Source organism: Mucilaginibacter sabulilitoris (genome assembly GCF_034262375.1).
In the GTDB taxonomy this organism is placed as follows: domain Bacteria; phylum Bacteroidota; class Bacteroidia; order Sphingobacteriales; family Sphingobacteriaceae; genus Mucilaginibacter; species Mucilaginibacter sabulilitoris.
Genome location: NZ_CP139558.1, coordinates 5,792,337 through 5,815,804, shown reverse-complemented (window position 1 = coordinate 5,815,804; position 23,468 = coordinate 5,792,337). Strand labels below are relative to the sequence as shown.

Annotated in this window: 20 protein-coding genes; 10 read left to right on the top strand and 10 right to left on the bottom strand. The window is 41.4% G+C overall.

Annotation, left to right across the window (positions count from 1 at the left end; translation table 11 throughout):
- Nucleotides 1-7 precede the first annotated feature (7 nt).
- From SNE25_RS24720 to sppA, 3 genes are all read right to left on the bottom strand, one after another.
- Nucleotides 8-1,687, bottom strand: coding sequence for a helix-hairpin-helix domain-containing protein (locus tag SNE25_RS24720; protein WP_321561694.1), 1,680 nt, complete (start codon nucleotides 1,685-1,687; stop codon nucleotides 8-10).
- Between the two features lie 464 nt (nucleotides 1,688-2,151).
- The gene (locus SNE25_RS24715; protein ID WP_321561693.1) at nucleotides 2,152-3,561 is read right to left on the bottom strand and encodes an outer membrane protein assembly factor BamB family protein; all 1,410 of its coding nucleotides are present in this window, start codon (nucleotides 3,559-3,561) and stop codon (nucleotides 2,152-2,154) included.
- Nucleotides 3,562-3,746: 185 nt separating this feature from the next.
- The gene (gene sppA / locus SNE25_RS24710) at nucleotides 3,747-5,522 is read right to left on the bottom strand and encodes a signal peptide peptidase SppA (protein ID WP_321561692.1); all 1,776 of its coding nucleotides are present in this window, start codon (nucleotides 5,520-5,522) and stop codon (nucleotides 3,747-3,749) included.
- 85 nt (nucleotides 5,523-5,607) lie between these two features.
- On the opposite strand from sppA, the gene folK reads away from it, so the two are divergent.
- A complete protein-coding gene (gene folK / locus SNE25_RS24705; RefSeq protein ID WP_321561691.1) occupies nucleotides 5,608-6,087 on the top strand; it encodes a 2-amino-4-hydroxy-6-hydroxymethyldihydropteridine diphosphokinase in 480 nt (159 codons plus the stop codon).
- 21 nt (nucleotides 6,088-6,108) lie between these two features.
- Nucleotides 6,109-6,486: an Hpt domain-containing protein gene (locus SNE25_RS24700; RefSeq protein ID WP_321561690.1), complete on the top strand. Its 378-nt coding sequence runs from the start codon at nucleotides 6,109-6,111 to the stop codon at nucleotides 6,484-6,486.
- A 163-nt stretch (nucleotides 6,487-6,649) separates the two neighbouring features.
- Here the strand turns inward: SNE25_RS24700 and purS are convergent, their stop codons facing one another.
- From purS to rho, 3 genes are all read right to left on the bottom strand, one after another.
- Entirely contained in the window at nucleotides 6,650-6,907 is a 258-nt protein-coding gene (gene purS / locus SNE25_RS24695; RefSeq protein WP_321561689.1) for a phosphoribosylformylglycinamidine synthase subunit PurS, read from the bottom strand.
- Entirely contained in the window at nucleotides 6,888-7,610 is a 723-nt protein-coding gene (locus SNE25_RS24690) for a CDP-alcohol phosphatidyltransferase family protein (RefSeq protein WP_321561688.1), read from the bottom strand. Before SNE25_RS24690 ends, purS begins: the two co-directional genes overlap by 20 nt.
- A 196-nt stretch (nucleotides 7,611-7,806) precedes the next feature.
- Nucleotides 7,807-9,426 carry a transcription termination factor Rho gene (gene rho / locus SNE25_RS24685; RefSeq protein ID WP_321561687.1) on the bottom strand — a complete coding sequence of 540 codons (1,620 nt, stop codon included), beginning with the start codon at nucleotides 9,424-9,426 and terminating at the stop codon, nucleotides 7,807-7,809.
- A 345-nt stretch (nucleotides 9,427-9,771) separates the two neighbouring features.
- On the opposite strand from rho, the gene pyrF reads away from it, so the two are divergent.
- From pyrF to SNE25_RS24660, 5 genes are all read left to right on the top strand, one after another.
- The gene (gene pyrF / locus SNE25_RS24680) at nucleotides 9,772-10,602 is read left to right on the top strand and encodes an orotidine-5'-phosphate decarboxylase (RefSeq protein ID WP_321566244.1); all 831 of its coding nucleotides are present in this window, start codon (nucleotides 9,772-9,774) and stop codon (nucleotides 10,600-10,602) included.
- Nucleotides 10,603-10,823: 221 nt separating this feature from the next.
- Nucleotides 10,824-12,797: a S9 family peptidase gene (locus SNE25_RS24675; RefSeq protein ID WP_321561686.1), complete on the top strand. Its 1,974-nt coding sequence runs from the start codon at nucleotides 10,824-10,826 to the stop codon at nucleotides 12,795-12,797.
- 32 nt (nucleotides 12,798-12,829) lie between these two features.
- Nucleotides 12,830-14,818, top strand: a complete 1,989-nt coding sequence (locus SNE25_RS24670) for a S9 family peptidase (protein WP_321561685.1) — start codon at nucleotides 12,830-12,832, stop codon at nucleotides 14,816-14,818.
- A gap of 90 nt (nucleotides 14,819-14,908) precedes the next feature.
- Entirely contained in the window at nucleotides 14,909-15,484 is a 576-nt protein-coding gene (locus tag SNE25_RS24665; RefSeq protein WP_321561684.1) for a C40 family peptidase, read from the top strand.
- Nucleotides 15,485-15,530: 46 nt separating this feature from the next.
- Nucleotides 15,531-15,659: a hypothetical protein gene (locus SNE25_RS24660; protein ID WP_321561683.1), complete on the top strand. Its 129-nt coding sequence runs from the start codon at nucleotides 15,531-15,533 to the stop codon at nucleotides 15,657-15,659.
- On the opposite strand, the gene SNE25_RS24655 is transcribed toward SNE25_RS24660, so the two are convergent.
- Both SNE25_RS24655 and SNE25_RS24650 read right to left on the bottom strand, forming a co-directional pair.
- Nucleotides 15,646-17,556 (bottom strand): DUF3857 domain-containing protein, encoded by a 1,911-nt coding sequence (locus SNE25_RS24655; RefSeq protein WP_321561682.1) that lies wholly within the window; start codon nucleotides 17,554-17,556, stop codon nucleotides 15,646-15,648. The two genes, SNE25_RS24660 and SNE25_RS24655, sit on opposite strands and share 14 nt — an antisense overlap.
- A complete protein-coding gene (locus tag SNE25_RS24650) occupies nucleotides 17,556-19,529 on the bottom strand; it encodes a DUF3857 domain-containing protein (protein WP_321561681.1) in 1,974 nt (657 codons plus the stop codon). The genes SNE25_RS24655 and SNE25_RS24650 overlap by 1 nt, the downstream gene beginning before the upstream one ends.
- 135 nt (nucleotides 19,530-19,664) lie before the next feature.
- Between SNE25_RS24650 and SNE25_RS24645 the strand changes: the two genes are divergently transcribed.
- Nucleotides 19,665-20,693 carry a 3'-5' exonuclease gene (locus SNE25_RS24645; protein WP_321561680.1) on the top strand — a complete coding sequence of 343 codons (1,029 nt, stop codon included), beginning with the start codon at nucleotides 19,665-19,667 and terminating at the stop codon, nucleotides 20,691-20,693.
- Nucleotides 20,694-20,763: 70 nt separating this feature from the next.
- On the opposite strand, the gene queG is transcribed toward SNE25_RS24645, so the two are convergent.
- Nucleotides 20,764-21,693: a tRNA epoxyqueuosine(34) reductase QueG gene (gene queG / locus SNE25_RS24640; protein WP_321561679.1), complete on the bottom strand. Its 930-nt coding sequence runs from the start codon at nucleotides 21,691-21,693 to the stop codon at nucleotides 20,764-20,766.
- A 144-nt stretch (nucleotides 21,694-21,837) separates the two neighbouring features.
- Here queG and SNE25_RS24635 point away from each other — a divergent pair, with 144 nt between their 5' ends.
- Both SNE25_RS24635 and SNE25_RS24630 read left to right on the top strand, forming a co-directional pair.
- Nucleotides 21,838-22,203 carry a SpoIIAA family protein gene (locus SNE25_RS24635; protein WP_321561678.1) on the top strand — a complete coding sequence of 122 codons (366 nt, stop codon included), beginning with the start codon at nucleotides 21,838-21,840 and terminating at the stop codon, nucleotides 22,201-22,203.
- Between the two features lie 16 nt (nucleotides 22,204-22,219).
- Nucleotides 22,220-22,411: a hypothetical protein gene (locus SNE25_RS24630; protein ID WP_321561677.1), complete on the top strand. Its 192-nt coding sequence runs from the start codon at nucleotides 22,220-22,222 to the stop codon at nucleotides 22,409-22,411.
- An 85-nt stretch (nucleotides 22,412-22,496) separates the two neighbouring features.
- On the opposite strand, the gene SNE25_RS24625 is transcribed toward SNE25_RS24630, so the two are convergent.
- Complete coding sequence (locus tag SNE25_RS24625) at nucleotides 22,497-23,366, bottom strand: polysaccharide deacetylase family protein (protein WP_407667056.1); 870 nt, start codon at nucleotides 23,364-23,366, stop codon at nucleotides 22,497-22,499.
- Nucleotides 23,367-23,468 lie beyond the last annotated feature (102 nt).

The following is a 23,468-nucleotide window of genomic DNA, read 5'->3' as shown; positions in this document are numbered from 1 at the left end:
TTGTCGCTTAAACTGCCGACCTTTTTTTCTCAAAAACTTTGGTGATTTCCTGCAACGATAACGCATTAAGGCACATTTCCTTGTATAAGCCGCCTTTTCGGGCTGCTAAAACCCCGTAATGCATATCTAAAAAGCCTTCAACACGGTGAGCATCGGGGTTAATAGATAACCAAACGCCTTTTTCAAGCGCGTATTGGTGCCAGCGCCAGTCAAGGTCAAGCCGTAGTGGATTTGCATTAATTTCAATTACTACATTATTGGCCGCACAGGCATCAATTACTTTTTTATAATTTATAGGATAACCACCACGGCTTAACAATAAGCGGCCGGTTGGGTGACCGAGTATGGTGGTATATGGATTTTCAATGACTGTAATTAGCCTCGATGTGGCTTTTTCTTCGTTCATTTTAAGTATGGAGTGTACAGAGGCCACTATAAAATCAAACTTTTGCAGGATCTCATCAGGGTAATCGAGCGATCCGTCATACAAAATGTCCGATTCAATACCTTTAAATATATGAAAGCCATCCAGTTTTTTATTCAGATGGTCTATTTCTTCATGCTGCTGCAATACCCGTTCAATAGTTAATCCTTTGGCATAAAAAGCGCTTTTACTGTGATCGCACATACCCAGGTATTCCAGTTTCAGGTTATCACGGCAGTATAGTGCCATTTCTTCTACCGTGTTTACGCCATCGCTCCATGTACTGTGGTTGTGCAGACTGCCTTTGAGGTCATGGGTGATGATGAGCGTGGGCAGCTCATTCTTTTCGGCCCTTTCTATAAAGGTTGTGCCTTCGCGCAATTCTGGCTGTATCCAGCTGAGACCTGCTTTTTTATAGATAAGTTCCTCAGTTTCGGGCTGGTCAAGTGGTATATTGATGCGTTTCAGCACAGCGTCAACATGATCATCGGTACCTGTATTCAGGAATAGTTCTTTAAAATATTCAGCTTTGTCAACGCAAACTATGTCAACGAGCATGCCGTTCTGCAACTCGCCCGAGATATGATTTTCGTTTCGTGATACATTGTTCAATATATGCGATTGTAATAGTGCGTTATGCGCTACTTCATAGTTATTACTGCCTACCACAATTACAATTTCTGTTATAATTTCACATCGCCTGCGAAACTCCCCGGCAAAATGTTTCAACGCATCGGGGAAAATGGATTTAATTTCATCCATTAACTCATTAGCTTCTTTTTCAACCTGTGCAAACAGAAATTTCCCGTTGCTGGCCATCCTGAATTCGATAGCCTTGCGAATTTCTTCCTGGGTTTTAAGGCCGAAGCCTTTAGCCTCGATGAGACGGTTCTCATTACATGCATAAAAAAGTTCGCCAGTATTTTCAATGCCAAGTTCGCGCCATATAATGGCCACCTTTTTAGCGCCTATGCCTTTAATATTCATCATTTCTACCACACCCTCTGGTGTTTTATCCAATAACTCCTGCATCTCGGCAATGGCGCCGGTTTCCAAAAGTTCCATGATTTTAGAAGCGATGCTTTTGCCAACACCATCTACCTTTTCCATTTGCTCAAGCGTTTTACCGGCAATAGGGAAGGGGAGCTTATCAACCTTAAAGGCGGCATTTGCTATTGACTTTATTTTAAAGGGGTTAACCTCATGCAGTTCCATGAGCTGCGATAGTAAACGAAGCGTGCGGGCTATGGGTTTATTTTCCATAATATAATTGAGGCTGTAAAAATACAAAAAGCCATCATAAAGAAAGCTTTTGTTAGGGGATTGTTTTTTGAGGATATAAAAGCAATAACATAAAAAAGCCGCCCCGAAAGGCAGCCTTTAATTAAAATATAAACTGGAAAGATCTTATTTCTGGATTTTGATTGTATTGTATGACATTTGATGACAAATACCATTAATAATAAAACGATGAGATAAAAAAAAATACTTTTTTAAGGGGGTAGTAAGGACTTTCATTCTTGTGACCGGTTTATTATCTATATAACTATTAATTTAACAATATATTATATTAAAAATAAAATTTATTATTAAAGCTTCTTTTCATATTGACATACATTAAATTGAAAGGTTTAATCAATAAATTAATAAATAAAAAGAAGCCGCCTGTACTGGCGGCTTCTTCAATCAAAAGAAAATATTCAGGAAGATTTTAAACTATATTAACCTTAGTAATTTCCATTTGAATCAATAACCAGGGGCTTTGATACATTTAAGTCGTTGGGTAGCGGAAACTTCCAGACCTCGGTACCCGTATTGGCATTAAGCGTATAAAAGAAATGGCTCCCTCCGCCACCTGTATATACATTTCCATTGCTAACAGTTGGAATGCCTCCGTTAGACAGGATAGGCTTTTTCCAGATGGGTGTGCCCGTAATAGCATCAACAACATATATATTACCATCGTTGCTGTTAATAAATAATTTACCATCAGCATATACAGGCCCTGACATAAAGCCTTGCCCGTTGAGGCCTTTCCATATCTGGCTACCATCACTTTCTTTTATGGCATAGAGGCTCCCTGCTTCGGTGGAATGATTGGCAGAATACCAGCTTGCAACGTATACAACACCATTATTGATCACTGGTTTTGCAAGTTCCAGTGAAATTTCATTCGTGCTGAATTTCCATTTTAACTGGCCCGTAGCTGCGTTTACTGCAAAAAGGTTCCCTTCCCGGTTACCAATAAATACAACACCATTTGATACAATTGCGCTTGATCTTAAAATTACATTACCAGTATCGTATTTCCACCTAATGTTGCCGGTTGTACCATCAAATGCATAAAGAAAACCATCTGTACCACCTATATAAACTACCCCATTACTGACAACAGGGTTAGATTCAACAAAGTGGTCGGTCCCATATTTCCATTTTAAAGTGCCTGAAATTGCATCTACGGCATATATGTAGCCGGCATCACTGCCAAAATATACGATGCCATTAGCTACAACAGGGCTCGATATGATAGCACTTGTAGTGGTAAATTTCCATTTTTCGGCACCTGAAGCAGGATCAAGGGCATATAAATTATTATCGGTATTGGTAGTATAAATAATGCCGTTTATCAACACAGGAGTAGAATAAGAAAAAAGCCCCTTTGATGTATACTTCCAAAAGAGCTTGCCGTTTTTTGCATTTAACGCATAAAAATTTTTGTCGTCACCTCCAAAATAGACAACGTTCTTTAACTTATCAAAACGCACCGAAAATATATAGGTTTTAGTAGCTCCGTTTTTGGTAATGGTGTAAGTAACTGGTTTTGAAAAGTCTTGCTTTACACCACTATTGGGGTTAATAGTTGCGCCTTCTGCTTTAATTTCGGGTATAAGGTTGGTTACATCTGTAGTAGCCGGTACGAGTATTTTAACACTATCGCCAACTGTATTTATGGTTAACTCATCAGTATCAAATTCAGTTCCATCGGCCTTATGAATGGTATAAGTAACCGTGCCATTATATGGTTCGGGCGCTTTTTCTGGTGAAGAGCCTTTTTTGCAGGCTGCAGAAAAAGAAATTAGTAATATAAAAGCTGCATTTAGAAAAAAGCGGCTTGTTGGTAAGTGCCAATTATTCATTTGGGTGATAAGGGGTTTAAGTGTATATAACAGTTTTTTGAACTATATATTATGAATAGAATCTCTTAAGGAATTAGCATTTGTTGAAAAACACGCTTATGCATTAAAAGATTAAATCACGCCGCGAAAATAAAAAAAAAGCCACCCATACAGGCAGCTTTTTTCAATCAAAATATAATAGGAACTTATTTAATCACAATATCATAAGGCAAACGGGTTTGCGGGGTACGCATCATTTGGGTAATGCCTTTTATTTGTTCGTAAACTTTATAGCTATCACCCAGTTCAGATTTCAGCATGCGGGTACGTGCCTCAACGGTTACATCACCACTTAACTGGTTAAGAAAACTTTTTTGTTCGGGATAAGACACCAGGTTATAGTTTTTAATTTTAGCTTTTTTAGCGGCAGACGCTATGGCATCATTAATATTGCCCAGGCGATCAACCAGCCCGTTTTGTAATGCCTGGGTACCTGTCCATACACGGCCCTGGCCAATGCTGTTAATATAAGCTTGTGTTTTATGGCGACCTTCGGCTACCGCCTTTGTAAAATCATCGTAGCCGTGGTTTACACTGTTTTGTAATATGAGCCTTTCGTCGGGTGTAAGGGGGCGGTCAATGTCGCCCAAATCGGCGTACTTGCCGGTTTTTACACCGTCGAAAGTAACACCCAGCTTGTCGTTAAACAGTTTTTGCAGATTAGGCAATATAGCAAAAATACCTATAGAACCTGTAATAGTATTGGGCTGGGCAATAATGGAGTCGGCGGCACAGGATATATAATAGCCCCCGGATGCTGCCACATCGCCCATAGAAACAATAATAGGCTTAACTTTTTTGGTGAGCATTACCTCGCGCCATATCACATCCGATGCCAGTGAACTTCCGCCCGGCGAATTTACGCGCAATACAACAGCTTTTACTTTATTATCAAGCCTTACCTTGCGCAGGGCTTTTGAAATTCTTTCAGAGCCTATGGTGTTATCGTCGCCCTCGCCGCCAGAAATTTCGCCCGAGGCATAAACAATGGCTATGCGGTTTTTTGATGATGAATTATCGTCGTCCTTGTCCTCTTTCTCGGGGTTGCTTTTGGTATATTCTCCAAGCTCGATGCTCTTCAATTCTTTTGATGTTGTTCCGCTGCGTTTTTTAAGGTCGTCAAGTATCTCGTCCTTATATTTGAGGCCATCAACCAGCTTTAATTTTAACGCGTCTTCAGGTTGCTGTATACGCATCTGGTTGGCATAATTAAATAGCGAATCCTTATTTATACCACGGCTTTTGCTGATGCCGGTTAAAAAATGGTCATATAATGAGCCCAGGTAGGAGGTAACCTGCAAGCGGTTGGCATCGCTCATTTTGGTGAGTACCAGCGGCTCAACTGCGCTTTTATAAGTACCTACCTTTATAATCTGCGCCTCGATGCCTAATTTATCAAGCGCGCCTTTTAAAAAGGTTATCTGTGAGCTGAAGCCGTGAAATTCAATCATTCCCTTAGGGTTCACATATACTTTATCGGCCACTGAGGCCAGGTAATAAAATCCCTGGGTATAAATTTCGGCATAGGCTACCACGAATTTCCCTGATTTTTTAAAGTCGATCAAGGCATTGCGTATTTCTTCGGTAGTGGCCTGACCCGATGTCATGTAGCTTTCGTCAAGGAATATGCCTTTTATATTATCGTCTGTTTTTGCTTTTTTTATGTTGGCCAGTATATCATTAAGGCCGGTTGATTTGTCTTTATCTAATCCTAAAAAGTCTAAACCGGCCAACGGGTTATTGGGTGTACGTTCAGTAATTGGCGTGGTAAACGCCATGCGTAGTACACTATTGGGTTCCACTTCAACGGTTTTATCACCACTTGCAGAATATATGATCCCGATAATAATGATAACTAAAAGGAAGGTGGTTATCAAGATACCCACTATAGAGGCCAGAACGAATTTGAAGAATTGTTTCATTAATGTTATAAATCTTTATATCTATGCAAACTTAGTAATCAATACCGATAATGTTAAGAGCCATTTCTATAATATTTGTTACAACATGGATAATATTTTTTTATTGTTAGGCAGTAACCTTGGCGACAGGAAATCGTTTCTTAACCAAGCCATTGCATATATCGAGGCAGAAATTGCCCCTGTTATCAGGGCATCGTCAGTATACGAAACCCAGTCGTGGGGTAAAACAGACGCGCCCGATTACCTTAACCAGGTACTGATGTTGCGAGGCGAGTTGCCGGCGGGGGAATTGCTCCAAAAAATATTGGCCATTGAAAGTAAATTGGGTCGCAGGCGCGAAGAAAAGTGGGGTTCGCGCACTATTGATATTGATATCTTATTTTATGGCGATGCTGTTATCAATGAACCCAGGCTGCAGGTACCGCATCCCGAACTGCATAACCGGAGGTTTACACTGGAACCCCTTGCCGAAATTGCCTCAGATTTTGTCCATCCCATATCACATAAAAATATTTTACAGCTTAAAAGCGAACTTAAAGACGACTTGATCGTAAAAAAAGTATAATTTTATATATCATAAAATAATATGGCTGATATTTCACCCGATCAGGATCTTGATCTTTCTTTTTTATACGAAATTGCCGATGGCAGTGAAGAGTTTATTGTAGAATCGATAGGTATGTTCCTGGAGCAAACCCCGCAATTGATTACGGCCATTGCCAATGCCTTAGCTGCGGGCGAATGGGAAGCCGCATCAAAAGCTTCGCATAAATTAAAGCCTAATCTTGGTTTTTTTGGTATGCCCATAAGCCAGGCAACTATACAGGAGGTTGAACTGGCCTGCAAAGCCGGCGCACCAAACCCCGCTGAAGTATTTGAAACATTTAACCGGGTAAAAACAACTGTTGAAGCTAATTTGATAACCCTGCAGCAAATTAAGGCCGAGAAAGAAGCGAATTTATAAGCAGAAATGCCGAAAGCCAAAGCTGAAGGCGTGAAGCAAAAAATCGCTAATCGGCATAAAATATAAAGGCAACCAATCAGGTTGCCTCATTTTTTATAAGCTTATTTTTTTATTATTTGACAGAACCCTTTGGCTTTCTGTTTTAAGCCTTCAACTTTCTGCCTTAAGCTACTTGCTCAATTTTAAAAGTATAGCTTTCCATGATCAGGTTGGCTAATAGGTTTTTACAGGCCTGGTCAACTTTAGCGTGGGCGGCATCGGCGCTTTCAGCATCTATTTCAAGCGTAATATGTTTGCCTATGCGTATATTTTGTATTTCTGCTAACCCAAGGTTTTTCATGCTTCCGGTTACTGCTTTTCCTTGAGGGTCAAGTATTTCTTTTTTGGGCATTACGTCAATTTCAGCCTGGAACTTTGTCATTTGTGAATTTAAATTGAATTAAAGATAAGGTGATGTATATAAATATAACCACCGGAACTGCCACAAATTTAAAAAATAGAATCAGTATTGCCGAAAACAGTAGCAGTAAATAACGGAAAATGTTTTTATTAAAATCGCGGTTCTTGAATTTGAGCGACATGAGCGGCAGCTCAGATACCAGTAACGTGCACATTACCAGTATTAAAACTGTAAGCACGTATGGGTTTAATATATACTTGTCCAATACTTCATACTGCTGAATAATCAGTGGTAATGAGGCTATGAATATGGCGTTGGCTGGGGTTGGCAAGCCTATAAAGCTATCAGATTGGCGGGTGTCATTATTGAATTTAGCCAGGCGCAGCGCCGAAAATACCGTTATTGAAAAAGCCAGGTAACACAAATAATTACTTACATGCTCAATTTGCGGGGCCTTTAAAAATAATTCATACAGAATGGCCGAGGGTAGAAATCCAAAGCTTACCATATCGGCAAGCGAATCCAGATCTTTACCTATAAAAGAGTAGGAGTTGAGCACCCTTGATGCAAAGCCATCGAAAAAGTCGAAAATCGCGGCCAGAAAAATCGCATAAGATGCTACTAACAGGTTATCCTGAAATGCAAATACTATTCCAATGCAACCGCTAAACAAGTTAGCACAGGTAATGGCATTGGGGAGATGTTTCTTAACGCGCTTCTTCATTCGGCTATGAAGTTATCAGGATTTTATTAACTATTTATGAAGTTACAGATAATAATTTATTTAAGCAGATCCAAGTAGTTAGTATCAAGTATTAAGATTTTTTGAAATATCGTTATCGATACCGGCGAAACCGTCCTTATACTTGATACTAACTACTCAATTCTCATTTATCTATAACTTCATAAACGCTAAAATATTACGAATTCATCGAAATCAGAAATTCTTCGTTGGTTTTTGTGCCTTTTATCTGGGCCTGTAAAAACTCCATTGATTCCTGCGAATTCATATCGGCTAAGTGGTTGCGTAAAATCCAGATGCGTTGTAATGTGTCGCGGTCAAGCAACAGATCGTCGCGGCGGGTGCTTGATGCAGTAATGTCAATAGCAGGGAATATACGTTTGTTCGAAAGTTTACGGTCAAGCTGTAACTCCATGTTACCGGTACCTTTAAACTCTTCAAAAATAACCTCATCCATTTTTGAGCCGGTTTCGGTTAATGCGGTAGCTATAATGGTTAATGAACCGCCATCCTCAATGTTACGGGCGGCACCAAAAAAGCGTTTAGGTTTGTGCAGCGCATTGGCATCAACACCACCAGATAATATTTTGCCAGATGCCGGTGCAACCGTATTGTAGGCACGTGCAAGGCGGGTAATAGAATCGAGCAGGATCACTACGTCATGACCGCATTCTACCATACGTTTAGCCTTCTCTAAAACAATATTGGCAATTTTTACGTGGCGTTCTGCAGGCTCATCAAAGGTTGATGATACCACTTCGGCGCGTACGCTGCGGGCCATATCGGTTACCTCCTCGGGGCGCTCATCAATCAGTAATATAATGAGGTAAACTTCGGGGTGATTTTTAGCTATGGCATTGGCTACGTCCTTTAACAACATGGTTTTACCTGTTTTTGGCTGCGCCACAATTAAACCACGCTGTCCTTTACCAATTGGCGAAAACAGGTCCATGATACGGGTTGAATAGTTGCCCGGATCTGTAAATAAGCTTAGTTTTTCTGACGGGAAGAGCGGCGTTAAGTGATCAAAAGGAACACGGTCACGCACTTCTGCCGGTATACGGCCGTTAATGGCTTCTACACGTACCAAAGGAAAATATTTTTCGCCTTCTTTCGGAGGGCGGATGCTTCCGCGAACGGTATCGCCGGTTTTAAGGCCAAATAATTTTATCTGCGATTGTGATACATAAATATCATCGGGTGAAGTAAGGTAGTTGTAATCAGATGAACGCAGGAAACCGTAACCATCGGGCATAATTTCCAATACGCCTTCGTTTACAATTACGTTATCAAAATCAAGGTTGATAGCGGGTTCCTGGCTTTTTTGCTGACCCTGGTTGTTGTTTGCGCGCCTGTCAAATTTTTGCGGACGGACTTCGGTTGCCGGCTCATCTGCACGGGCGGCGGTTTCGCCCTGCTGAACGGCCTCTGCTTCTTCTACAGCCGCTATAACCGGCACTTCATCAGCATCTTCTGCCGGGGTTTCTTCATCCTGGATATCAAACAGGTTGGTATCATCTAAAGGTACCTCAACACGCGGTTGGGTTTTGGATTTTAATACACGGGTCCTTTTGCGTGCTTTGTCTCCCGCTTCGGCCGGGGCAGCGGTAACAGGAGTATAGTTAGACTCAACAATGTTTTGCTGGGCACGGGCAGCTTCAATAAGCTGTTGTTGTTCAATTATGCGGGATATTAGCTGTGGCTTCCTGAGTTCGTCGGCCTCGGTAATACCTAAATTTTTTGCAATTTCGCGCAACTCAGAAACGAGTTTGTCGTTCAATTCTATTTTATCAGACATGATATGAATTATAGTTCAATGGGATTTTTAATATCGTAAATTGTTTTCTGATAAGGCCCCTATGCGCATTTTAAGCCGTTAGGTGGTTACGCAGCGGGCATTATTTAAAGAAATTGATCTTGAAACTTTTGTTTAAGTAAACATCCAAATCCAGGTAAATATTGAAATAATAGATAACGTGGGGTTTTAAACTGTTTCTTTAGTGCAAGAAAAATTCAAAGGAAAACGATGCAATTGTAAACAAATAATTTTTAATTTCAAATTTATTAAATAAATATATGTTAAAAGGACACAATTGAGTTAAATTTTTAGTTTTTTTGACATTCAAAATATTAAGCATTAATGATTTCACGCGCTCAGCTCATTGAACAGATCAAACTAAAAAAATCCTTTTTATGTGTAGGTCTTGATACCGATATTGATAAGATACCCGAATTTTTAAAGGATTACCCAAACCCTATACTCGAATTTAATAAAAGGATTATTGATGCTACCAAAGATTTGTGCGTATCATACAAACCCAATGCCGCGTTTTATGAAGCTTACGGCGTAAAAGGTTTGCAAAGCCTTATTGATACCTGGAAATATTTACCGGTTGATACCTTAAACATAATAGATGCTAAAAGAGGCGATATCGGTAACACCTCTGACAAGTATGCCAGAGCCTTTTTTGATGAAAAAGCATCGGGTATGAGTTTTGATGCCATTACCATTACACCTTATATGGGTAACGATAGTGTAACACCTTATTTGGCTTACGAGGGTAAATGGATCATCCTGCTGGCGCTTACCTCATCGGTAGGGAGTAAGGATTTTCAATACCTGCAAACCGGCGATGGCTATTTATACGAAACCGTGATACAAAAGGCCAATACCTGGGCCAGTGCCGACAGGATCATGTTTGTAGTAGGCGCTACCAAAAGCACAGAGTTTACCAATATACGTAAGTATGCGCCCGATAATTTTTTACTGGTGCCTGGCGTGGGCGCGCAAGGGGGGAACCTGGAAGAAGTTTGCCGTTACGGCATCACCAAAGACTGCGGCCTAATTGTAAACGCATCTCGCTCTATTATTTATGCAGGTAACGGGAAAGATTTTGCCGATGCCGCCCGTGCCGAAGCGCAAAATATACAACAGCAAATGCAGGTAGAGCTGGAGAAGGCAGGGGTGATATAATGCATTTAAGCTTTAAGGAAAAAGCGTCATTGCGAGGCGCGAAGCCTCACCCAACCCTCTCCAAAGGAGAGGGCGCTTCGTACCTCAATGACGCGATGGTTTAAAGCAATAGCTATCGTTAGTTTAAAATCATTTTTTTTTCTTTCGGCTTTCAACTCTCCGCTTTTCGCTTAAGTATCGGTGCATAATTGCTAAATTACGGGCCTCTATGCGTATACTCTATGAAAAGAACCGTACTGTTTCTTATAGCCTTATCCATTTCCTGTTATGTAGCTGCTCAGCAGGAAAACAAGCCCCTCAAACCAACTGATCTTTACCGTATACCGGCCGTAAGCGACCCCCAGCTATCGCCCGATGGGAAATGGGTGGCTTATAGCGTTTCCACAGTAGATACCGCTAAAGATAGCCGGGTGTCGCATTTGTGGATGCAAAGCTGGGACGGAAAGGAATCGATAGAACTTACCCATGGCGCAGAAGCTGCCTCAATGCCAAGGTGGAGCCCCGATGGTAAGTACCTGGCTTTCCTGTCATCGCGCGATTCGAAAAACGGCTCACAGCTTTGGCTTATTGACCGTCGCGGGGGCGAGGGTTATAAGGTTACCGATATTAAAGGCGATTTAAGTGAATATGCCTGGTCGCCCGACAGTAAAAGAGTGGTTATGGTAATTGGCGACCCTGCCAATAAAGGAAAGGAAGAACCTAAAATACCCAAACCTATAGTAATTGACCGCTATCATTTTAAACAGGACGTTGAAGGATATTTGCAGCAACTGCATGATCATCTTTACCTGCTTGATATCAATACCAAAAAACTGGATACCCTTACCCGGGGCGACAAGGACGAAAACTCTCCGGCATGGTCGCCGGATAGTAAAACCATCGCGTTTGTAAGTAACCGTACTGTTGATCCGGATAAAAATCAGAACAAGGATATTTTTACCATTGATGCCCGGCCTTATGCTACCATGCTGCAGCTTACCACCTGGAAAGGGCGCGATAGTAACCCGCAATGGAGTCCCGATGGCAGGTATATATCTTATCTGCGAACTACAAGCGATGCCGATTATATGATGTACGACCACAATGTATTATGCATTATGGATGCAGTTGGCTCAAACAGCAGGATTTTAACACAGCAGCTTGACCGTCCGGTAGCGGATCAGGTTTGGGCAAAGGATAATAAAAATATTCAGTTTTTGGTAATTGATGACAGGCAGCGTTACCTGGCGAGTATCAATATCAATAACGGCAAAATATCAACCATAAATAAAGGAGAGTTTGGGATAAGTGATATCAACACCAACGCCTCCGGTAACTGGGTAGTTACCAAAAGCGACCCTTACACTCCAACCGAATTGTTTGCGCTGGAGGGTGACAAACTTCGTCGCTTAACCTTCCATCACCAGCAATGGCTCAATACGGTAAAACTGGCAAATGTATCAGGCTTTCAGTCGCGGAGTGCGGATGGTACCGATGTTTCGGGCATCCTGTTCAGGCCGGATAGCATCGCCGGTAAAAAGTGGCCGTTGATATTATTTATTCATGGAGGGCCGGTTGGCCAGGATGAATACACCTTTGATATTACCCGGCAAACACTGGCTGGTGCCGGGTACGCGGTAGCAGCTGTAAATTACAGGGGCAGTAACGGCCGCGGCCTGGATTACTGCAAAGCCATATATGCCGATTGGGGTAACAAAGAGGTAAAGGATTTGCTGGGCGCAGTTGATTACCTGGAAAGAATGGGTATTGCCGACCCTAATCATTTAGGTATTGGCGGCTGGAGCTACGGCGGCATCCTGACAGATTATACCATAGCATCAGACACGCGCTTTAAAGCCGCCTCGAGCGGGGCCGGTAGCGCCTTACAGTTATCTGTGTATGGAAGCGACCAGTATGTACTGCAATATGAAAACGAGATTGGTGTGCCTTGGAAAAATGCCGACAAATGGATCCAGATATCCTACCCGTTTTTTCATGCTGATAAGATAAAAACACCGGTACTGTTCATGTCGGGCCTGCGAGATTTTAATGTCCCGACAATCGGCAGCGAACAAATGTACCAGGCGCTCCGGTCGCAGGGCATCCCGGCAGAGCTGATACTTTATCCCAACCAGTTTCATGGATTAACCAAGCCAAGTTACCAGGTTGACAGGCTGCAACGTTACATAGAATGGTATAATAAGTATTTGAAATAGTGGTTAATTCCTAAGAGGTGTATTTGATCTTTATGAAAAAGAATATATTAGTGTTTATGATGGTTTGCCTTTGTGGAGGGGCTGTCGCCCAAACGATTAAAAGACCGTTTAAACCATCTGATTTTCTGCATATCCCTACTTTGAACGATCCGCAGCTTTCGCCCGATGGCAAGTGGATAGCGTATAGCCTTTCGAAAGTAGATTCGGCTAAAGATAACCGTGTATCGCACATCTGGATGCAAAGTTACGATGGTAAGCAATCTATAGAACTAACGCAAGGAGCCGACGCTGCCTCCTCACCTAAGTGGACACCCGATGGTAAATTCCTGTCGTACATTTCAGAAAAAGATTCCAAAACAGGAGGACAGGTTTGGCTGATGGACCGCAGAGGCGGCGAAGGGAAAAAACTGACGGATATTAAAGGTGACCTGGATGATTACGTATGGTCGCCGGATAGTAAAAAACTGGCACTTATTATAAAGGATCCGGAAAATAACGACAAGCCCAGTCCTAAAACTACTCCCCCTATAAAAGTTGACCGTTACCGTTTTAAACGCGATAAGGAGGGTTACCTGCAAAATAGGCACAAGCATTTATACATTTTTGATATAGCAACTAAAAAGCTTGATACCCTTACTCAGGGCGATATGGATGACAGTGCTCCGGAATGGAGCCCTGATGGCAAAACTATAGTGTATGTAAGTAACCATACCGATGATCCCGATAAAAATGAAAATCTGGATATTTTTACGGTGGAGGCCAAAAAGGATGGAGAGATTAAGCAGTTAACCACTTTTACCGGGCATGATTACTCACCCCAGTGGAGCCCCGATGGTAAACATATTGCCTATTTGCGCTCATCAAGCGATGCTGATTACTTTATTTACCAGCACGATATTTTATGTATCATGGATGCCGATGGCAAAAACAACAAACTGCTTACCGAACAATTAGACAGGCCGGTGACCAGCCACGCTTGGAGTAAGGATAGCAAGAACATCGCTTACCTGGTGAGTAATGACCGTATCCGCTACACAGCGCAATATAACCTGCTGTTACGTAAATCCACGGTAATTAATAAAGGCACCCGGAGCAGTTTTGAGGACATGATAGCTCATTCTGCGGGTAACTGGATCACTAAAATGACCAACCCGCAGCTTCCGCATGAGCTGGTGGCTATTGAGAATGGTAAGATACGCAGGCTTACCTTTCACCAGGATAAATGGCTGAGCCAGGTTAAACTGGCTTATGTAAAAGGTTTTCAGTCGTTCAGCAGCGACGGTACGCTGGTATCGGGCATGATGTACACGCCTGATAGTGTAGTGACTAAAAAGCTACCCTTTATTTTATTTATACATGGTGGTCCTACTGATCAGGATGAGTTTGAATTTGACGCTACCAGGCAGGCTTTGGCCTGCGCTGGTTACGCTGTGGCGGCCGTTAACTATCGGGGCAGCATTGGCCGCGGGTTGGATTATACCAAGGCTATTTATGCCGATTGGGGTAATAAAGAAGTAATGGACTTACTTGGCGCCGTTGACGAGCTGGTTAAAATGGGCATTGCCGACCCGCAGCATTTAGGTATAGGGGGATGGAGTTACGGAGGCATATTGACCGATTACACCATAGCTTCTGACACTCGTTTTAAGGCAGCTGTGAGCGGGGCCGGCAGCGCCTTGCAATTATCTATTTACGGCAGCGATCAATGGGTGATGCAATATGAGAACGAACTGGGTTTTCCGTGGAAGAATGCGGAGAAGTATATTAAGCTTTCTTATCCGTTTTTTCATGCTGATAAAATTAAAACACCAACGTTGTTCATGTCAGGATTAAAGGATTTTAATGTACCTACCGTTGGTGGCGAGCAAATGTACCAGGCACTTAAATCGCTGGGGATACCTACTCAACTGGTACTTTACCCAAACCAATATCACGGTATCAGCATACCAAGTTACCAGGTTGACCGGCTTCAGCGTTATCTCGACTGGTTTGGAAAGTATTTGGGTGAGAAGGCTCCTTAAATCAACCTTAAGGATTTGCGTATTCATCCCATGTTAATATGTTAAAAATATCTGTGTCAAATAATTACCGTTTAAATATAATTTTACTGTATGACTAAACATCGGGGCCTGATTTATCTGTTTGCATTATTTATTGTGCCATTGGTGCTAACCTCCTGCCATTCACGTAAGGCCGCGATGAAGGGGCAACCTGGCGAGATAGTAAAACCACAGACAGAGATGGCCCAAAAATATTCGCAAATTATGGGTGTAAGTGATAGGGATATTGAAAATGGCCGCCTGTATGCTTTTATTGATCAGTGGATGGGAACTCCCTATAAATTTGGAGGTCTTGATAGAGATGGGATTGATTGCTCAGGACTTGCCTTTTTACTGGAACAGCAGGTTTATGGCATTACCATTCCGCGCATGACCAGCAGACAGATAACAGTTATAAAACGTAAATACGAGGAAGATCTGCACGAGGGCGATCTGGTTTTTTTTGATTTTGACGGCAAGCAGTTTAGCCATGTAGGCGTATATCTGCAAAACGGCTATGTGGTGCATGCCAGTTCGCGCAAGGGGGTAATTATTGTGCGCCTGCGTGACCCTTCCATGTATAAATACTTCTCCAGGGCTGGATCAATCATGACAGATACCGCCGCCGAAAGCAGCGCCGGCAAGTAACATTTATTACCGGCAAATTAATTAAATTCAATAATTTTGCCCCATCATGCCCAAACAAAAAGAAGAATATTCATTCTGGACTAAATACAAACGTTTTGCCGGTAACGAAATTCTGCTTTACCTCATTATGGTTATTGGCATTATTTTAGGCATAGTTATATTCAGCTACCTTTAATCAGCGAAACCGTATTATTATCGGCATCGACAACGGCCTGATAAAAATCAACCAGATCCTGGTACGTATCCTTACTGTAGGTTCCATCAAGTATTTGCAATCTGCGTTTAAATACCAGTTGATTGCCTTTTATAACTATGGTTTCTGAAAATTTACCAAAAGGTTTGTCAATCAATACATCGGTTGGTTTTAAATCAACATGATAGCCTTGGGGCAGGGTGTAACTGATCTCGTCTTCATCGGTATAGCCTCTGTTAATATACATCTCATTATGCCGGTTGCGTACCTCCCTCGGGACATTGGTCGTTCTGTTGGTTGCATTTGTTATAAAATACAGTTTGCCATCATTTACGGAGCCATAGTCACGGGCATAAAGTTTTATATTTTCGGTGGTTATGGGTTGCAGTCCTTTATCCTGTTTAAATTCTTCTTTTTCAATATCCAGGTTGTTTATGGCATATTCTTTTTTCAGGCTCTTGATCTGGTCCTTTTGTGCCTCTTCAATAATTCTTTCGCGGTTTTCGTATTGAGAGCCTTTAAAGGAAGTGTGCATTTCGCCCGAAAGCTCGCCATCTGCATTTAAAACAAAGGTGGCTTTGCGTTGCTGCAGATTGTTTGCCGCGGTATATTTAGGGGTATGCAGCAGCTTACCACCTTCGGGGGTACAGGCCAGTACCGTACGGTCATCGGTAAAATCACCTAAAAAGCCAAATGGTATCTTTTGACTCGTACACTCTAAAAAGGTAGTGTCATTTTTAAAGGGAAGACATAAAATAATATGGTTGCCCTGGTCCATGCTGGCAAAATCATTAAGCATGCTCACCTTGCGGTTGCCTGCCTGCACTACACAGTAATACGAATCAATGTTGACGGTTTTTAATAGTGCCTGGGTATAGTTTACCAGAGCCTTACAATCGCCGTAGTTTTGCTGGTCAACATCTGATGCTAAAAATGGCTGAAACCCGCCAATACCTATTTGTATACTTATATAGTGGGTTTTACCTTGCATGTATTCATATATTTTTTTTGCCTTTAACTTAGGATCTGTTACACCTTCGGTTATCTGTTTCATATAACCCGCAGTAGCATCAGACACCTTTAAACGGCTGGCCAGCAATTTATCATACTGCCATTTACCCAGCTCTTTCCAGTTGGTGAATGAGCCGGCAATACCTTCATAACTGAATTTTTCGGGAGCAATTTTAACGCTACTTAAATATTTATCCTCATTGGGGCTGTAAGGCTCATCTTTAACTGCCTTTAAATTAGCTACATGCCAGGTGTAGATTTTCTCTCCATCCTTATTAAGCCCTTTAATAACTTTTACAGGCATATTAATTTCTTTGTACCTGATGTTAAAATCGGGCTTGCAGCTAAATACATAGGAGCTTTTTTCAACAGCCAGTCCCGTGGTAGAGTTTGGTTCCCAATCACCGAAATTTAAAGATTGTTTAGATTTTACTTCATATTCATAAACAATGGTATACGGGTAATCAGTCACAGGAGGGTTATAATGTTTAACCTTTGAATCTTCAAATAATGAAAAATCATTGCCGGAGTTCACATCCTCAAAATCTGATTCGGAAAACTTATTGGTTAATTTACCCAGCTGATTGTAAACAGCACCTTTTATACTTTTAATGATATTGCTTTTATTGTGCCAAACTACCACATGCGCAATGTTATTGCCATTTGGGTTTAATATAGTAATGGCTGATTTTATGTGGTAGATGGTATTGTCAAGGTCCTTTACCTCAACGCTTACTTCTTTATTCCTGACAACGGCGCTGGCATAAGGCAGCAGGTCTTTTGATATCAGGGAAACATCGTAATTATCCTGCGCGCAGGCGTTTGCACTTATGATAACACTTATTAACAGAGCGAAAAATATTTTCATTATTTTTTCTTGAAAACCATGTCGGTTTTTTCGGTAAGGATAATTTTGTTGTATAATTCTTTCAGATAAGGATACTCTTCCGGGTTATAAATGGCTTTGGCAAACCTGGTTATGTTAGAAAAAGTAAACCCGTTATCCTGATTTTCAAAGCTGGTAATAAACATCCCTCCGTTATTAGGCATGGAAAATGCCACTACCTGAGGGGCTGTTTCAATAGCGTATTGCGATGGCAGGTGCATGCTGAGCACCAGCCGGTTGTCTGACGCCATACCCCAGTCAACAGGATAATCGCGTTCGCTTAATTTAAAAGGGTTGCTGGTTATTTTTTCCCACAAGAAAGGATTAAATACCAGGCGGCTACGGTTCATATTATCAAAAGCATCTATCTCAACTTCAAACACTTCGCCTAAAGGCAGGTTAAGGCTATCCAGATTGGACATGTCTGCCTTAAGTATCTTCAGTTTCGGCAGCTTTCCGTCAAGGTCTTCCACATATTCATCAACAGAGTTGAATTTTTTAATAGCCTTGCGTTTTAAATAAGCATCATACCCGGTATAATAATTGCTGATGGTGCCTTTTATTTTGCCATTATCAAGCAGTGTAAGGTTAAGCGAAGTAGTATTAGCCTTTTTCTGGATCGAATTTAACTCAATCCAGTACGATGGCTTATCAAGACTTATTACCCGGCCCTTATCGTTCAGACATTTGAGCGGCAGTAAACCAAATGGCAACAAGGGGTCGGTAGCATCAAGCAGATAGGTTTTGTCTCCAATGTTAGCTTTAGCTATCACATAATTAAAATCGCTTAATACAGGGTACAAGGTATTTATATTACCATGGTCGCGGGTTGATAATACCACGGCCTCGGAGTTTATACCTGCGGCATTCAGCGCGGTAACCAGGGTAAGATTAATATCGCCTACGCTGCCTGTATGGGCGTCCATAGCCTTTTTAATACCGTCTGAACTATATATCCCTATATAATCGTTCCATTTATACCATTTTTGGAGATAGGCATAAATAGCTTTGGTTTTATCAAGCTCATCGGTTTTACCGGCTATTACCGACGCTAAGCGCTCTTTCATCAAATCCTTCCGTTTAAGCTGCGACCCAAATTCGTTGGCTATTTTAAGCTGGCGATCAATATCCTTCCATTCTTTGGTCACCACAGTTTTAACACCGGTATAGGGGTTTGTAAACTCAACAAGCTCAAAGTATATGGCCGATAAAAAATTCTTCGGCGAGGTCATGTAGTCTTCTTCCACAAAAGCCGGTATATCTTTCATGGCGTAAACCAGGTGCGAACAATCGCTTTTTGATCCATGCGATGTAAAGCATTCCCGTTCAATCTCCGAATTTGTTTTTGATAGTTTTAAAACACCCCGTAATGAGGCGTTAAATGTCCAGAAACCAGGTATATGCGCTTCATACTGAGAATATACCTTGGGTATATTGTCCTGAAATTCCCACTTGCGAAAGCTGTCCCAATACGGAGAGGTAAGTTTGTACCTGAACTCAATAACGCAGCCATTACGTAAACCTGGCAGAGCAAACTTTACCGTGCTGCCATACTTATAATCTTTAACTTTAAATACCTTTTTAGGATCAAGGTCTATTTTTTGAGTGAGGCCATTATCATCCTTGTAATAAGTGGTTCCGGAAATGTCTGTAACTTCTTCGGCAACATCATCGCCGTTATGAATGGGTATTTCAATAGTACCATTGGCAAAGCCTTTATTATCGAATATTTTTATTTTGGCGTGGTAGTCGTATATCAGCCTGATGTGGTCTTCGTTTGTTATATCAATTCTCGAATTGCCAAACTCATTTAAAAATACGGCGTGAGCGGAGGTGTCTTTGTTATATTTTTGCATCTCTACTTCTTCCTGCACATAACCGCCCTGAAAGTCCTGAGCTTTTGTAAAGTTCTGAATACCAACTGATATTAGAGCGATAAGCAATAGTTTCTTCATGAATAATCGTGATAAATTAAGGTGGTGTTAAATTAAATATAAAACAGAAATATTAAATAAATTAAAAAATTTATTCTGCTAATTCTTTTTAGGACATTTGCGACCTTTGTCCTGTCTACAATTGATTCTTTTAAAATGAAATTAAATTTAAAACGCCCGCTGGCTTTTTTCGACCTTGAAACCACAGGTACCAATATAGGTGCCGACCGTATAGTTGAAATATCTGTTATTAAACTTCATCCTGACGGGAGCGAGGAAGTAAAAACCTGGCGTATTAATCCGGGTATGCCTATTCCTTTAGAATCGTCGTTGGTACATGGTATTTACGACGAGCACATTAAAGATGAACAGCCGTTTAAAGATTTAGGAAATGCGATAGCCGAATTTATTGGCGAAAGTGACCTGGCGGGTTATAACTCCAATAAGTTTGATATACCAATGTTGATGGAGGCGTTTTTGCGTGCCGGCGTATCATTTACGCTTGATAATCGTCATTTTGTAGACGTGCAGAATATCTTTCACCAGATGGAGCAGCGTACCTTAAAGGCTGCCTATCAGTTTTATTGTGCCAAAACAATTGAAAACGCGCATTCGGCCGAGGCTGATACCCGCGCTACCATGGAAGTTTTGCTTGCGCAGATAGAACGCTATGAAAACATGGAATGGGAAGATAAAAAGGGTAACCGTACCATTCCGGTTGTTGGCGAGGTTGAAGCGTTGCACAAATTCACCAACTTAAGCAATCCGGTTGATTTTGCCGGTCGCATGGTTTATAATGAGCAGGGTGAGGAGCTGATTAATTTTGGCAAACACAAAGGCAAACGTGTAGAAGATGTGTTTAACGTTGAGCCAAGCTATTACTCCTGGATGATGCAGGGCGATTTTCCGCTGTATACCAAACGAAAGCTTGAAGAAATATATACCAGGTGGAATGCTAAAAAAGCGGCCGAACGCCAGGCTAAAGCTGCCGCACAACCCAAACCCGCCGAGCAGGCCCCCAAAGCGGATGCGCCAAAAGCTGATTATCCAAAAAAGGAATTTCACAAGCCCGATCATACCAAAACCCAGTCATATCAAAATAAGCCTTATAAAAAAGACGAGCCGGCAAAGCCCGTTAATGATGAAATGCTGCAACAACTGGCTTTGAAGTTTAAAAAGGGATAAGAAGTAGTGAGTGATGAGTTTTGAGTGATAGATCGCTATTATACTCAAAACTCATTACTAAAACTCAAAACTATTTTCGCAAAAATTCAATATTGCGTTTTAGCCCTGAAAATTTGGTACGTTTCACAGCGGAGTTTTTGAATACTTTCTGAAAAACATCCTGTGTAATTTCCTGCCAGTCAGAAGCTTTCAGGGTAAGCAACTCTGGATGTGGAGTAAAGGCCGGCTCTGTATTTAATACCGAAAAACGATTCCAGGGGCATACATCCTGGCAAACGTCGCAACCAAACATCCAGTTATCCATTTTGCCCTTAAATTCCTGTGGTATTTCGTTTTTGAGCTCAATGGTAAGGTATGATATGCAACGGCTGCCATCAACCACATAAGGCCCAACGATGGCATCGGTAGGGCAGGCGTCAATACAGCTGGTACAGGTACCGCAATGGTCGGCTGTTGGGGCTATATCATACTCCAGTTCCAGATCAATGATCAGTTCGGCCAGGAAAAAGAACGAGCCGGCTTTTTTATTGAGCAGGTTGGAGTTTTTACCTATCCAACCCATTCCGGCCTTCCTGGCCCAGGCCTTATCCAGTACAGGTGCCGAATCAACAAACACACGACCGCCAACTTCGCCAATTTTTTCGTTGATGATTTGTAAAAGCTGCCTCAGTTTATCTTTTATAACAGTATGGTAATCCATACCATAGGCATATTTTGATATCTTGGGCGCAGCTGGATCATCCTGACCACTATCAGTATAGTAATTAACGCCCAATGATATAACCGATTTTGCCCCGTCAACCAGTAAGCGTGGGTCAAGGCGTTTATCAAAATGGTTTTCCATATACTGCATCTCGCCGTGCATGTTTTTTTTTAACCATGCTTCCAGGCTTGGCGCTTCTTCCTCTAAAAAATTGGCTTTGGAAATGCCACAAAACAGAAAGCCAAGCTTTTGGGCTTCGCTTTTAATCAACCGGCTGTATGTTGTCCTGTTTAGCATTATTGCTGCAAAGATACTACAAAATAAAATTCGTAAAACCGGCAGGTTTAAAGCGATGATGGAAGCGCTATGCTTTTTTTATAAAAAAATACTCCTGATTTAATTAATGGTGTAGTTTTTGTATTGTTTTCTTAAATATTCACTATGCTTGAACACATGAATTATTTGCCCTCGCATGTGTTAGGTATGCACGCGGTTGGTGACGTAACAATTAAAGATTATACAAAGGCATTGCTGCCTTTACTTAATGAACAGGTGAAGAAAAACGGACGGATTAACCTGCTATTAGTTTTAGAAACCAATATACAGAATTTTACAGCAGGTGCTTGGTGCGGAAATGTTGAGATTGGCCTGAAATACTTTTTGAGATGGAACAAACTGGCTATAGTGACCGATCAAAAAGGCATCAGAGAATTTAGTCACCTGTTTAAATATATTCTCCCGGGTAAATACAGGGGGTATCCGCTTGAGGAGCTGGACGAAGCGGTGAAATGGGTAGCAGAGAAATAATTAACCTTCATACATCATGGAAACTATAGGAAAAAATAAGGCAGTGATGAATAATGATGATTCTGACCTGCATAACGATGAATTAGGAGAAAATACCGGGGAAGACACGCTGTTGGCTAAACAAGCCAAATTAAAACCTGGTGAAGATGAACAAAAACAGCAGGCATCATCAAATATGGAGCAAGGCCCTGCAGGTGAAAATTTATGATTCTATTATAAAGAAATATAAATGCTTATTCGAAAAAAAGCCTTTCTTTTTAAAGAAAGGCTTTTTTATGTTACTATTTTCGGAATTAAAAACTATTCCGTACGCTGTTGCTGAATGTTTTGGTGCTCCAGTAACCGCTATCCAATATCCTTCTCACAGTCATTAAAGGATAGTCAGGGTCACGTTTGTCGGCCAGTTGGAAAGCTATTTTGAATCCCTTTTTTTGAAATTCAGGTAAAACCGGTTTTTTCCAGATGCCAAAAGGATAGGCAAAATAATCAATTTTTTTACCGGTGATCTCTTCCAGTTTCTTAGTAGGCTTGTCTATCTGTGTAACCCAATCATCAACCGGACGGGTAGTTACTTTGCCGTTCTTTCCTATTATCTTCAGTTCAGCGTTGTGTGAGTATTTATCAACCCGGTGATGATCCCAGGTGTGGCTGCCAATTACGTTTCCCTCGTCTGATAGTTGTTTAACCATATCAGCCGTCATATAATGCGGGCGGCCCAATGATACCGTCATCACAAAATACACAGCTTTAAAACCATATTTTTTTAAAGTAGGGTTAGCAATGGTAAACTGATCAAGATCTGTATCATCAAACGTAAGCATGATAGGTTTTTTTGGCAACGGAGCACCGGTTGTAAGGTAAGCATATAGCTGATCGGGCAGTATAGTATGGTAACCACTATCGGCCAGCATTTTAATATGTTCTTTAAAAGCGGCAATTTGCACAATATAATCTTTAGCACCTTTTGAGTCGGTTGGTTTCCAGTCGCGTATCTGGTGATAACAAACAACGGGAACCTGCTTGCGGGCCATAACAGCCGCGTTATCAATTTTGCCGCTTGTTGTTGCTGCTGCGGCTGCAGGTGTTCCGGTACTTGTTGCCACTGCAGTGGCTGTTTTATCGGCAGGTTTAGACTGGCATGAAATTGTGCTCAAAGCGCACACGGTTAACCACACAAAAGATTGTTTGAACATATTATAACAATGATTTTTTATTGAACGGCGAAATTAGGATAATAAATGCGCAGGTTTCACAATTATATAAAT

Coding starts and splice junctions, on each gene's coding strand:
- sppA (WP_321561692.1), bottom strand. CDS start 5,522: ATGAAACAATTCTTCAAATTCGTTCTGGCCTCTATAGTGGGTATCTTG.
- SNE25_RS24665 (WP_321561684.1), top strand. CDS start 14,909: ATGACTAAACATCGGGGCCTGATTTATCTGTTTGCATTATTTATTGTG.
- SNE25_RS24655 (WP_321561682.1), bottom strand. CDS start 17,556: ATGAAAATATTTTTCGCTCTGTTAATAAGTGTTATCATAAGTGCAAAC.
- SNE25_RS24645 (WP_321561680.1), top strand. CDS start 19,665: ATGAAATTAAATTTAAAACGCCCGCTGGCTTTTTTCGACCTTGAAACC.
- SNE25_RS24650 (WP_321561681.1), bottom strand. CDS start 19,529: ATGAAGAAACTATTGCTTATCGCTCTAATATCAGTTGGTATTCAGAAC.
- SNE25_RS24675 (WP_321561686.1), top strand. CDS start 10,824: ATGAAAAGAACCGTACTGTTTCTTATAGCCTTATCCATTTCCTGTTAT.
- SNE25_RS24700 (WP_321561690.1), top strand. CDS start 6,109: ATGGCTGATATTTCACCCGATCAGGATCTTGATCTTTCTTTTTTATAC.
- SNE25_RS24630 (WP_321561677.1), top strand. CDS start 22,220: ATGGAAACTATAGGAAAAAATAAGGCAGTGATGAATAATGATGATTCT.
- queG (WP_321561679.1), bottom strand. CDS start 21,693: ATGCTAAACAGGACAACATACAGCCGGTTGATTAAAAGCGAAGCCCAA.
- folK (WP_321561691.1), top strand. CDS start 5,608: ATGGATAATATTTTTTTATTGTTAGGCAGTAACCTTGGCGACAGGAAA.
- SNE25_RS24690 (WP_321561688.1), bottom strand. CDS start 7,610: ATGAAGAAGCGCGTTAAGAAACATCTCCCCAATGCCATTACCTGTGCT.
- purS (WP_321561689.1), bottom strand. CDS start 6,907: ATGACAAAGTTCCAGGCTGAAATTGACGTAATGCCCAAAAAAGAAATA.
- SNE25_RS24660 (WP_321561683.1), top strand. CDS start 15,531: ATGCCCAAACAAAAAGAAGAATATTCATTCTGGACTAAATACAAACGT.
- SNE25_RS24720 (WP_321561694.1), bottom strand. CDS start 1,687: ATGGAAAATAAACCCATAGCCCGCACGCTTCGTTTACTATCGCAGCTC.
- SNE25_RS24635 (WP_321561678.1), top strand. CDS start 21,838: ATGCTTGAACACATGAATTATTTGCCCTCGCATGTGTTAGGTATGCAC.
- rho (WP_321561687.1), bottom strand. CDS start 9,426: ATGTCTGATAAAATAGAATTGAACGACAAACTCGTTTCTGAGTTGCGC.
- SNE25_RS24715 (WP_321561693.1), bottom strand. CDS start 3,561: ATGAATAATTGGCACTTACCAACAAGCCGCTTTTTTCTAAATGCAGCT.
- SNE25_RS24670 (WP_321561685.1), top strand. CDS start 12,830: ATGAAAAAGAATATATTAGTGTTTATGATGGTTTGCCTTTGTGGAGGG.